Source organism: Kitasatospora sp. NPDC001603, from assembly GCF_040298365.1.
Lineage (GTDB): Bacteria > Actinomycetota > Actinomycetes > Streptomycetales > Streptomycetaceae > Kitasatospora.
The window spans coordinates 15,066-27,774 of the sequence record NZ_JBEPAA010000094.1; the positions used below are offsets into that span (position 1 = coordinate 15,066).

The following is a 12,709-nucleotide window of genomic DNA, read 5'->3' on the forward strand; positions in this document are numbered from 1 at the left end:
CGGCCGTTCTGTTCAGCCCTTTTGCATTGCTGTTTCTCCTTGGCTGAAAGACATTCGACCAGGTATCGCACTCCCAGACTCCGGAATGCCGAGGGATTTGTGAACGAGACTGATGGGCCGGCCCTGACGGAACGTGCCGCAGCCGGTGCGGAGCCGTTGGCGATCGTCGGCATGAGCTGCCGCTACCCCGGCGGGGTCCGTTCGCCCGAGGACCTGTGGAGCCTGCTGGCCGAACGCCGGGACGCCCTCTCCGAGTTCCCCGCGGACCGGAACTGGAACCTCGAATCCCTCTACGACGCCGACCCGGAGAGCGCCGGGAGGACCTACCTCACCCGGGGCGGCTTCCTCGACGACGCCGCCGGTTTCGACGCCGCCTTCTTCGGCATCCCGCCGCGCGAGGCGCTGGCGATGGACCCGCAGCAGCGGCTGCTGCTGGAGACCTCGTGGGAGGCCCTGGAGCGCTCCGGCATCACCCCGTCCGCGATCCGGGGCACCCGGACCGGCGTGTTCGTGGGCGCCGAGCCGAGGGAGTACGGCCCCCGGCTGCAGGAGGCGCCGGAGGGCGTGAAGGGCTACCTGCTCACCGGCACCACGACCAGCGTGATGTCCGGCCGGATCTCCTACCTGCTCGGGCTGCACGGGCCGTCCCTCACGGTGGACACCTCCGCCTCCAGCTCCCTGGTCGCCATCCACCTCGCCGTGCAGGCGCTGCGGTCCGGCGAGTGCTCGCTGGCGCTCGCCGGCGGCGTGTCCGTGATGGCCACCCCGGGGAACTTCGTCGCGTTCAGCGGGCTGCGGGCGCTGTCCTCGGACGGCGTCTGCCGCCCGTTCTCGGCCGCCGCCGACGGCACCGTCTGGTCCGAGGGCGCCGGCCTGATCGTCCTGGAGCGGCTGTCCGACGCCCTGCGCAACGGCCACTCCGTGCTGGCCGTGCTGCGCGGCTCGGCGATCAACTCCGACGGGACCAGCGACGGCCTGACTGCCCCGAACGGCCGCGCCCAGCAGGCGGTCATCCGCCGCGCCCTGGCGAACGCGAGCCTGTCCGCCGCCGACGTCGACGCGGTGGAGGCCCACGGCACGGGCACCCGGGTCGGCGACCCGATCGAGGCGGGCGCACTGCTCGCCACCTACGGCCGGGAGCGCCCGGAGGGCCGGCCGCTGTGGCTCGGCTCGGTGAAGTCCAACATCGGGCACACCCAGGCGGCCGCCGGGGTGGCCGGTGTCATCAAGATGGTGCTGGCGCTCCAGCACGGCGAGCTGCCCGCGATGCTGCACGCGGAGGAGCCGTCGCCGCGGGTGGACTGGTCGGCGGGTGCGGTGCGGCTGCTGGCCGAGCCGGTGCCGTGGCCCGCCGGGGAGCACACGCGGCGCGCGGGCGTGTCGGCGTTCGGGATCAGCGGGACCAACGTCCACGTCGTCCTGGAGGAGGCACCGCCGGCTGTCGAGACCGCCGAGGTGCCCCACCTGGCGCCGGTCCTCCCGGGCGCCGGTGCGTGGCTGGTGTCGGGCCGGTCGGCCGAGGGGCTGACGGCCCAGGCGGAGCGGCTGCGCGACTGGGTGACGGCCCGGCCGTCGGTGGAACCGGTGGACGTGGCGGCGTCGCTGGCGACCACCCGGGCGACGTTCGAGCACCGGGCGGTCGTGCTCGGGGCCGAGCGCGCCGAGCTGGTGGCCGGCCTGGAGAGCCTGGCTGCCGGGACGCCCTCGGCTTCGGTGGTGTCGGGTGTGGCGCGGGCGGGTGCCCGGGTGGGTCTGGTCTTCGCCGGTCAGGGTTCGCAGTGGGTCGGGATGGGCCGGGGCCTCTATGAGGGCAGCGCGGTCTTCGCCGAGGTCTTCGACCGGGTGTCCGGGCTGCTGGAGCTGGAGTTGGGAGTCTCGGTCCGGGACGTCGTGCTCGGCGCCGAGGGTGTGGACGAGTCGCTGGCGAACCAGACCTTGTACGCGCAGGCCGGGCTGTTCGCCTTCGAGGTGGCCGTCGCGGCGGTGCTGGAGGCCGCGGGCGTGACGCCGGACGCGGTGGTCGGTCACTCGGTGGGCGAGGTCGCGGCCGCGTATGTGGCCGGGGTGCTGTCGCTGTCCGAGGCCTCGCGGCTGGTGGCGGCGCGGGCTCGGTTGATGCAGGCGCTGCCGGCGGGCGGGGCGATGGCTGCGGTCAACGTCCCGGAGGCCGAGGTGCTGGCCGAGCTGGTGCCCGGGGTGGTGATCGCGGCGGTCAACGGCCCGGAGTCCGTAGTGGTTTCGGGTGAGGTCGAGGCCGTCGATCAGGTGGTGGAGCTGTGGCGGGGGCGGGGTCGCCGGGTGCGGCGGCTGCGGGTCTCGCACGCCTTCCACTCCCCGGCGATGGATCCGGTGCTGGACGAACTCACCGCCGCCGCGGCCGGGTTGGAGTACCACCGGCCGAACATGATGTGGGCGGGCGCGCTCACCGGTGAACTGGTCACCGAGCCCGAGGCGGGCTACTGGCCGGCCCAGACGCGGGGAGCGGTGCGCTTCGCCGACGCGGTGGCGACGCTGGCCCGCGAGGGCGTCTCGGTGTTCATCGAGGTCGGCCCCGACGGGTCACTCTCCTCGCTCGGCGCGGACATCGTGGCCGGCACCGCGAAGGACGAGCCCGACTTCGTCCCGCTCCAGCGGCGCGACGACGAAGGCACCACGAGCCTGGTGACGGGCCTGGCCCGCGCCTTCGTGCACGGCGTGCCGGTGGACTGGCGTGCGGTCCTGCCCACCGGGAGGCCGGTGGAGCTGCCGACGTACGCCTTCCGGCACAAGCGCTTCTGGCTCGACAGCGGCCCCTCCGCACAGGTGATGGAGCTGCCGCACGCGGCGGACGACACGGCCGGGGCACCCCCGCTCGACGCCGCCGACGGCTTGCTGCGCCGGCTCACGGGCCTGTCGCGGCCCGAGCAGGACCAGGTGGTCCTCGACCTGATCGCGGCGCACGCCGCGGCCGTCCTCGGACACCCCTCCGCGCAGGCGCTCGACCCCGCGCACACCTTCAAGGAACTCGGCTTCGACTCGGTGACCGGGGTCGAGCTGCGCAACCGGCTGAGCAGCGCGGTCGCGCTGCGGCTGCCCACCACACTGATCTTCGACTACCCGACCCCGGTGGCGCTGTCCGAGTACCTGCGGGCGCAGACACTGGGGCACACCGACGACACCACGGCGGCGGCGCGGACGGCAGCGGCCGCCGACGAGCCGATCGCGATCGTGGCGATGAGCTGCCGCCTCCCCGGTGACGTCAGCGCCCCCGAGCAGCTCTGGGACCTGCTGGCCACCGGCGGCGACGCGGTCGGCGAACTCCCCACCGACCGCGGCTGGGACCTCTCGCAGCTCTTCGACCTGGACGCGGAGCGAGCCGGCACCTTCTACACGCGCGGCGGCGGATTCATCACCGGAGCCGGGGAGTTCGACGCCGGGTTCTTCGGGATCAGCCCGCGTGAGGCGCTGGCGATGGACCCGCAGCAGCGGCTGCTCCTCGAACTGTCCTGGGAGGCCTTCGAGCGGGCGGGCATCGACCCCAGGCGGCTGCGCGGCTCGGCGACCGGCGTCTTCGTGGGCGCCTCCTCGTCCGGCTACGGCGCCAACGCGCCCGAGGAGCTCGAAGGGCACCTCCAGTCGGGCATCGCGCCCAGCGTGATCTCCGGCCGGGTGGCCTACACGCTCGGCCTCGAAGGGCCGGCGCTCACCGTCGACACGGCGTGCTCGTCCTCCCTGGTGGCACTGCACCTGGCAAGCCAGTCGCTGCGGTCGGGGGAGTGCTCGCTGGCGCTGGCGGGCGGCGTCACCGTGCACGCCACCACGGCGTGGCTCGCCTGGTTCAGCCGACAGCAGGGCCTCGCGGCGGACGGCCGCTGCAAGGCGTACTCGGAGCAGGCCGACGGCATGGGCATGGCCGAGGGCGCCGGCATCGTCGTGCTGGAGCGGTTGTCGGACGCGCTGCGCAACGGGCACCGGGTGCTCGCGGTGGTGCGGGGTTCGGCGGTGAACCAGGACGGTGCGTCCAACGGTCTGACGGCGCCGAACGGGCCGTCGCAGCAGCGGGTGATCCGGGCGGCCCTGGCGGGCGCCGGGTTGTCGGCGGCCGAGGTGGACGTGGTCGAGGGGCACGGCACCGGCACCCGGCTGGGTGACCCGATCGAGGCGCAGGCGCTGCTGGCGACCTACGGCCAGAACCGGCCGCAGGACCGGCCGCTGCTGCTCGGCTCGCTGAAGTCCAACATCGGGCACACCCAGTGGTCCTCGGGTGTCGCGGGCGTGATCAAGATGGTGCTCGCCCTGCAGCACGAGCAGGTGCCCCAGACGCTGCACGCCGAGGAACCCTCCTCGCACGTGGACTGGGAGGCGGGCGCGGTCCGGCTGGCGACATCGGCGGTGGCCTGGCCGCACTCCGAGGAGCGGCCGCGACGCGCGGGTGTGTCGTCGTTCGGCATCAGCGGGACCAATGCGCACGTGATCATCGAGCAGGCGCCGGTGCAGGATGCTCCGGTCGCCCGTGCCGGTGGTGTTGACCTGCCGGTGGTGCCGTGGTCCCTTTCGGCGCGGTCGGCGGAGGGTCTTGCCGGTCAGGCGGAGCGGTTGGCGGCGTTCGTTGAGCGTGCTGATCCTGATGTCCTGGACGCTGGTTGGTCGTTGGCGGTGTCGCGGGCGGCGCTGGAGCAGCGGGCGGTGGTGCTGGGCTCGGACCGCGAGGAGCTGGTGGCGGGTCTTGCGGCGCTGGCCGAGGACCGCGAGGTCCCCGGTGTGGTGACCGGGTCCGTGGGCGGTGCGGGCAGGGTCGGGTTCGTGTTCACCGGTCAGGGTGCGCAGCGCGTTGGCATGGGGCAGGGCCTCTACCAGGCGTTCCCGGTGTTCGCCGAGGCCTTCGACGCGGTGTGCGCGGGTCTGGCCGAGCACGTGGACGGTTCGCTGGCGGGTGTGATCCGGGGTGAGGGTCCGATCGACGAGACGGGGTGGGCGCAGCCGGCACTGTTCGCGGTCGAGGTGGCGCTGTTCCGTCTGCTGGAGTCGTGGGGTGTGAGTCCCCAGGTGGTGGCCGGTCATTCGATCGGTGAGCTGGCGGCGGCGCATGTGGCGGGGGTGTGGTCGCTGGAGGATGCCTGTGCGGTGGTGGCCGCGCGTGGCCGGCTGATGCAGCAACTGCCGTCCGGCGGTGCGATGGTCGCCGTCGAGGCGACGGAGGAGCAGGTTCTCGAAGCGATCGCGGGTCGTACCGGTGTCGGTATCGCCGCGGTGAACGGCCCCAAGGCCGTGGTGATCTCCGGTGTCGAGGACGAAGTGCTGCAGGCCGCGCAACAGTTGGCTCAGGCGGGCGCGCGCACGAAGCGTCTCCAGGTCTCGCACGCGTTCCACTCGCCGCTGATGGAGCCGATGCTGGAGGAGTTCGCCCGCGTCGTCGCCGCCGTCAGCTACCGCGCGCCCAAGCTGGCGATGGTTTCCGCCCTGACCGGCCTCCCGGTGACGGACGAGGTCACGGACCCGGCCTACTGGGTGAAGCACGTCCGCGAGGCGGTCCGCTTCCACGACGCCGCACAGGCCCTTCGTGCCGTCGGTGTGCGGACGTTCGTGGAGATCGGCCCCGACGGCGTGCTGTCCGGCATGGGCCCGCAGACCCGCACGGATGACCAGGGCGAGCCCGAGGTCTGGCTGCCGCTGCTGCGTCGCGGCCGTGACGAGCCCCGCGCCCTGATGACCGCGCTCGCGAAGCTCTTCGTGCGCGGCGTGCCGGTCGCCTGGGAAGAGGTCTACGCGGACACCGGCGCCCAGCAGGTCGACCTGCCCACCTACGCCTTCCAGCGGCAGCGCTACTGGCTGACCGCGACGGCGGGCAGCCGCGCCGAGGACCTCGGTCTGGAGAACCCCGGACACCCGCTGCTCGGCGCCGCCGTCACCCTGCCCGCCACCGGCGGAGTGGTCCTGACCGGAAGGCTGTCACTCGCCGCACAGCCCTGGCTGGCCGATCATGTGGTCGCCGGGCAGGTCGTCGTCCCAGGGGCGGCGCTGGTCGAGATGGCCGTGCGCGCGGGCGACGAGGCCGGCTGCACCCGGGTCGAGGAGCTGGTCATCGAGGCGCCGCTGGTCCTCCCTGCGCAGGGTGGCGTCCGGGTCCAGGTGACGGTGGACGGCCCGGACGAGTCCGGTCGCCGGGAGCTCGGTGTCTACGCCCAGGCCGAGGAGGCCGCGCCCGACGGGGAGTGGACCCGGCATGCGTCGGGCACGCTGTCGGTCGCCACGGCGTCGGCCGACAGCCTGCCGGCCGAGTGGCCCCCGGCAGGCGCCGAGGCGGTGGACCTCGAAGGGTTCTACCCGGCGCTGGCCGCCAGCGGCCTCGCCTACGGACCGGCGTTCCAGGGGATACGGGCGGCCTGGCGGCGCGGCGAGGAGCTGTTCGCCGAGGTCGCGCTGCCGGACGGCGTGAGCGCCGCCGACTTCGGGCTGCACCCCGCCCTGCTGGACGCCGCCCTGCACGTGATCGTGGGGACGGGCGAGCGCCGGGACCGGCTTGAGGTCCCGTTCTCCTGGCGGAACGTCGACCTGCATGCCACCGGCGCCGCCCTGGCCAGGGTCCGGGTGACCCCGGAGCTGAGCGGTGAGGGCGTGTCGCTGACCCTGGCCGACGCGACGGGCGCGTTGATCGCCTCGGTCGGTTCGCTGGTCCTGCGGCCCTTCGCGGGCGCCGCGGCACCCGCGAGCGACGGCCTGTTCGGCGTGGAGTGGGTCCCGGTTGCCCTGGACGGCGCGGAAACGGAGGGCGGCCGGTGGGCCGTCCTCGGGACCATGGAACTGCCGGGTGCGGAGTCGTTCCCGGATCTGGCGGCGCTGGTGGCGTCGGCGGAGGCCGTGCCCGACGTGGTCGTGGTGCGGGTTGTTCCGGACGCCGTGGACGAGGTCCCGGCTGCGGCCGGTCGCACAACCGCTGACGTGCTGGGTCTGGTGCAGGAGTGGCTGGCGGCGGAGTCCCTGTCGGCGTCCCGTCTGCTGGTGGTGACCGAGCGGGCCGTCGACGCCGGTCCCGAGGCACCGACGGAGGTCGCGGCCGCTCCGGTGTGGGGCCTGGTCCGGGTGGCGCAGGCGGAGAATCCGAACCGGATCGTCCTCGCCGATGTCGAGGACGCCTCCATGGAGGTGCTGCGCCAGGGTGTGGCCTCCGGTGAGCCGCAGTTCGCGGTGCGGGCCGGCCAGCTGCGGGTGCCCCGGCTGGCGCGCGTCGCGGAGGGGTTGCCGGTCCCGGCGGAGCGCGTGTGGAGCCTGGGCTTCCACGAGCGCGGCACGCTGGAGAACCTCACCCTGCTGGGTGCCGAGGAGGCGGGTGCGCTCGCCGCCGGTCAGGTGCGGGTCGCCCTGCGTGCGGCGGGCGTGAACTTCCGCGACGTGCTCAACGTGCTGGACATGTACCCGGGTGACGCGGGCCGGCTGGGCCTGGAGGGCGCCGGTGTCGTGCTGGAGGTCGGTCCGGGCGTGACCGGGCTCCGGCCGGGCGATGCGGTGATGGGCCTGTTCACGGGCGCGTTCACCACCGAGGCGGTGACCGACCAGCGGCTGCTGGCCCCGGTGCCGTCCGGATGGACGATGGCGGAGGCGGCCGGTGCGCCGCTGGTGTTCCTGACCGCCTGGTACGCGCTGGTGGAGCTGGCCGGCCTGCGGCGGGACGAGCGGGTGCTGGTCCACGCCGCCGCCGGTGGCGTGGGCATCGCGGCGGTGCAACTGGCCCGGCAGCTGGGGGCGGAGGTGTTCGCGACCGCGTCGCCCGCCAAGTGGGCGGCGGTGCGCGGACTGGGTGTCGGTGCGTCGCACGTCGCGTCGTCCCGCACGACCGACTTCGAGGAGACCTTCCGGACCGCGTCCGCCGGCCACGGGGTGGACGTGGTGCTGGACTCCCTGGCCGGGGAGTTCGTGGACGCGTCGCTCCGGCTGACCCGGGCGGGCGGCCGGTTCGTCGAGATGGGCAAGACCGACATCCGTGACCCGGAGCAGGTGCGCCGCGACCACGGCGTCGCCTACCGGGCGTTCGACCTGCTGGACCTGGACCCGGACGTGCTCGGCCGGATGCTGCGGTCGCTGACCCTGCTGTTCGAGGAGGGCGCCCTGCGGCCGCTTCCGGTGGCCTGCTGGGACGCACGCCGCGCGGTGGACGCCTTCCGGTTCCTGAGCCAGGCGCGGCACATCGGCAAGGTCGTCCTGACCCTTCCCGCGACGGCCGCCGGGGCGGGCACGGTCCTGGTGACCGGCGCGTCCGGTGCGCTGGGCGGTCTGGTGGCCCGGCACCTCGCGGAGAGCGGGCGGGCCGGGCACCTGGTGCTGGTCTCGCGTCGTGGCGTCGAGGCCGCCGGGATGCCGGAGCTGGTCGCCGACCTGGAGGCGCTGGGCGCCGAGGTCACGGTGGCGGCCTGCGACGTGGCCGACCGCGACGAGCTCGCGGCTGTCCTGGCGGGTGTGCCGCTGACGGGCGTCGTGCACGCCGCTGGGATCGTCGACGACGGGATCGCGGCCTCGCTGAGCCCGGAGCGGGTGGCGGCGGTGATGCGGCCGAAGGTCGACGCGGCCTGGCACCTGCACGAGCTGACCCGCGGCCTCGACCTGGACATGTTCGTCCTGTTCTCCTCGATCGCCGGCGTCTGGGGCAACCCGGGCCAGGCCAACTACGCGGCCGGGAACACCTTCCTGGACGCGCTGGCGGCCTCCCGCCGCCGGGCCGGTCTGCCCGCCGCGTCCCTGGTGTGGGGGCCGTGGGAACACGGCATGACCGCCAAGCTCGACCGGGCCGACTGGCAGCGGATGTCCCGCCAGGGGCTGAAGCCGCTGCCCGCGGCCGACGGCCTCGCCATGCTGGACACGGCGGCCCGCGCCGCCGACGCCCTGACGGTGACGGCCAAGCTGGACCTCGCCGCCCTGCGCCGCTCGGGCGAGGTCCCGCCCTTCCTGTCCGGTCTGGTCCGAACCGGGCATCCGGGCCCGCCCACTCGGCGCACGGCCGGCGTTCCGGCCGCCGACGGCCGGAACGCGCTGACCACCAGGCTCCTGGCGCTCGACCCCGCCGAGCGGACCGCCGCCGTCCTCGACGTGATCGCGGCGCAGGCCGCCCTGGTGCTGGGCATGGCCGGACCGGAGAGCATCGAGGCCGGCCGAGCCTTCCGCGAGACCGGCTTCGACTCGCTGACCTCCGTGGAACTGCGCAACCGGCTGAACTCGGCGACGGGCCTGCGCCTGTCGGCGACGACGGTCTTCGACTACCCGACGCCGGCGGCGCTGGCCGGGTTCATGCTGGGCGAGCTGGTCGGCGCGGCCGAGCCCGGCCCGGCGGGGGCCGCGCCCGCGGTCACGGGCGGCGTGCCCGCCGACGAGGACCCGGTGGTCATCGTCGGCATGGGATGCCGGTTCCCCGGCGGCGTGTCGTCCCCCACCGAGTTCTGGGAGCTGCTGGAGGCGCGCGGGGACGCGATCGGCCCGTTCCCGACGGACCGGGGCTGGGCGCCGGACGTCCACGATCCGGACCCGGAGGCGGTCGGCAAGAGCCTGTCCGGCGAGGGCGGATTCCTCTACGACGCCGGGGAGTTCGACGCCGGGTTCTTCGGGATCAGCCCGCGTGAGGCCATCGCGATGGACCCGCAGCAGCGACTGCTGCTGGAGACGTCGTGGGAGGCGCTGGAGGACGCCGGGATCGACCCGAACACACTGCGCGGCTCCGCGACCGGCGTCTTCGCCGGCCTGATCTACCACGACTACCTGCCGTTCGGCGCGGTGTCCGAGAACGTCGAGGGCTATGCCGGCACCGGCGGCTCGGGCGGGGTCGCCTCCGGGCGGGTGGCGTACGCGCTGGGGCTGGAGGGCCCGGCGGTGACGGTGGACACGGCGTGCTCCTCGTCGCTGGTGGCGCTGCACCTGGCCTGCCAGTCGCTGCGCTCGGGCGAGAGCACGCTGGCCTTCGCCGGCGGCGTCAACGTGATGTCGACGCCCGGCACCTTCATCGACTTCACCCGGCAGGGCGGTCTGGCCGCCGACGGCCGGTGCAAGGCGTTCGCGGAGTCCGCGGACGGCACCGGGTGGGGCGAGGGCGTCGGCGTCCTGGTGCTGGAGCGGCTGTCGGACGCACGCCGTAACGGTCACAAGGTGCTCGCGGTGGTGGCCGGCACGGCGGTCAACCAGGACGGTGCGTCCAACGGTCTGACGGCGCCGAACGGCCCGTCGCAGCAGCGGGTGATCCGGGCGGCGCTGGCCGGCGCCGGGTTGTCCGCGGCCGAGGTGGACGTGGTCGAGGCCCATGGCACCGGGACCAGGCTGGGTGACCCGATCGAGGCGCAGGCGTTGCTGGCGACCTACGGCCAGGGGCGACCGGAGGACCGGCCGCTGCTGCTGGGGTCCGTGAAGTCCAACATCGGGCACGCCCAGGCGGCCGCCGGCGTGGCGGGTGTCATCAAGATGGTCGCGGCGATGCAGCGCGGTGTGGTGCCGGCGACCCTGCATGTGGACGCGCCGTCCTCGCACGTGGACTGGGAGTCGGGCGCGGTCCGGCTGGTCACCGAGGCGCAGCCGTGGCCGGATGCCGGGCATCCCCGGCGCGCGGGCGTGTCCTCGTTCGGGTTCTCCGGGACCAACGCGCACGTGATCATCGAGCAGGCGCCGGAGCAGGATGCCCCGGTCGCCCGTTCCGGTGGTGTCGAACTGCCGGTGGTGCCGTGGTCCCTTTCGGCGCGATCGGCGGAGGGTCTTGCCGGTCAGGCGGAGCGGTTGGCGGCGTTCGTTGAGCGTGCTGATCCTGACGTCCTGGACGTGGGTTGGTCGTTGGCGGTGTCGCGGGCGGCGCTGGAGCAGCGGGCGGTGGTGCTGGGCTCGGACCGCGAGGAGTTGCTGGCGGGTCTTGCGGCGCTGGCCGGGGGCCGTGAGGTTCCGGGTGTGGTGACCGGGTCGGTGGGTGGTGCGGGCAAGGTCGGGTTCGTGTTCACCGGTCAGGGTGCGCAGCGCGTCGGTATGGGGCAGGGCTTGTATGCCGCCTTCCCGGTGTTCGCCGAGGCCTTCGACGCGGTGTGTGCGGGGCTGGCCGAGCACTTGGACGGTTCGCTGGCGGGTGTGATCCGGGGTGAGGGCCCGATCGACGAGACAGGGTGGGCGCAGCCCGCGCTGTTCGCCGTTGAGGTGGCGCTGTTCCGTTTGCTGGAGTCGTGGGGCGTGGGCCCCCAGGTGGTGGCCGGGCATTCGATCGGTGAGCTGGCCGCGGCGCATGTGGCGGGGGTGTGGTCGCTGGAGGACGCCTGTGCGGTGGTGGCCGCGCGCGGCCGGCTGATGCAGCAACTGCCGTCCGGCGGTGCGATGGTGGCCGTCGAGGCGACTGAGGAGCAGGTTCTCGAAGCGATCGCGGGCCGGGCCGGTGTCGGTATCGCCGCGGTGAACGGCCCCAAGGCCGTGGTGATCTCGGGCGTCGAGGACGAAGTGCTGCAGGCCGCCCAACAGTTGGCTCAGGCGGGCGCGCGCACGAAGCGTCTCCAGGTCTCGCACGCCTTCCATTCCCCGTTGATGGAGCCGATGCTGGAGGAGTTCACCCGCGTCGTCGCCGCCGTCAGCTACCGCGTGCCCAAGCTGGCGATGGTCTCCGCCCTGACCGGTCTCCCGGTGACGGACGAGGTCACGGACCCGGCCTACTGGGTGAAGCACGTCCGCGAGGCGGTTCGCTTCCACGACGCCGCACAGGCCCTTCGTGCCGCCGGTGTGCGGACGTTCGTGGAGATCGGCCCCGACGGCGTGCTGTCCGGCATGGGCCCGCAGACCCGGATCGACACCGAGGGCGAGGCAGCCGCCGAGGTCTGGCTGCCGCTGCTGCGCCGGGGCCGTGACGAACCCCGCGCTCTGCTCACCGCCCTCGCGAAGCTCTTCGTGCGCGGTCTGGCGGTCGCGTGGGGCGAGGTCTTCGCGGGCACCGACGCCCAGCGGATCGACCTGCCCACCTATGCCTTCCAGCGGCAGCGTCACTGGCTGCCCGCCGCTGCCGCCGCGGTGGACGCGGCCGGGCTGGGCCAGTCACCGGCGCGTCATCCGCTGCTGGGCGCGGCGGTGACCCTGCCGGCCAGCGGGGGTCTCGTGCTGACCGGGCGCCTGTCGCTGGCCGGACAACCCTGGCTGGCCGATCACGTAGTGGCCGGGCAGGTGGTCCTGCCGGGGACGGCGCTGGTCGAGATGGCCGTGCGGGCCGGGGACGAGACCGGGTGCGGGCGGGTCGAGGAGCTGGTGATCGAGGCGCCGTTGGTGCTCCCGCCGCAGGGCGCGGTCCGGGTGCAGGTCACGGTGGACGAGGCGGACGAGTCCGGCCGCCGTGCCGTGGCCGTCTACGCCCAGGCCGAGGACGCGGCGTTCGCGGAGGAGTGGACCCGTCATGCGTCGGGCACGCTGACGCCGGTCGCGCCGGAGGCGGGGGAGGCGCTGACCGAGTGGCCGCCGGCGGGTGCCGAGGCGGTGGACCTCGAAGGCTTCTACCCGGCGCTGGCCGCCAGCGGTCTCGCCTACGGTCCGGTGTTCCAGGGGATACGTGCGGCGTGGCGGCGGGGCGAGGAGCTGTTCGCCGAGGTCGCGCTGCCGGACGGGGTGGGCGTGACCGGGTTCGGGCTGCACCCCGCTCTGCTGGACGCCTGCCTGCACGTGATCGTGGGCACGGGCGAGCGCCTGGCGCGGCCGGAAGTGCCGTTCGCCTGGGGCGATGTGGTGGTGCATGCCGCGGATGCGGTGG

At 74.2% G+C, this 12,709-nt stretch carries 1 pseudogene; it reads left to right on the forward strand.

Going from position 1 to position 12,709, the window contains the following annotated elements:
* Positions 1–156 precede the first annotated feature (156 nt).
* A pseudogene (locus ABT263_RS34415) lies at positions 157–12,709 on the forward strand (SDR family NAD(P)-dependent oxidoreductase); the annotation flags it as partial.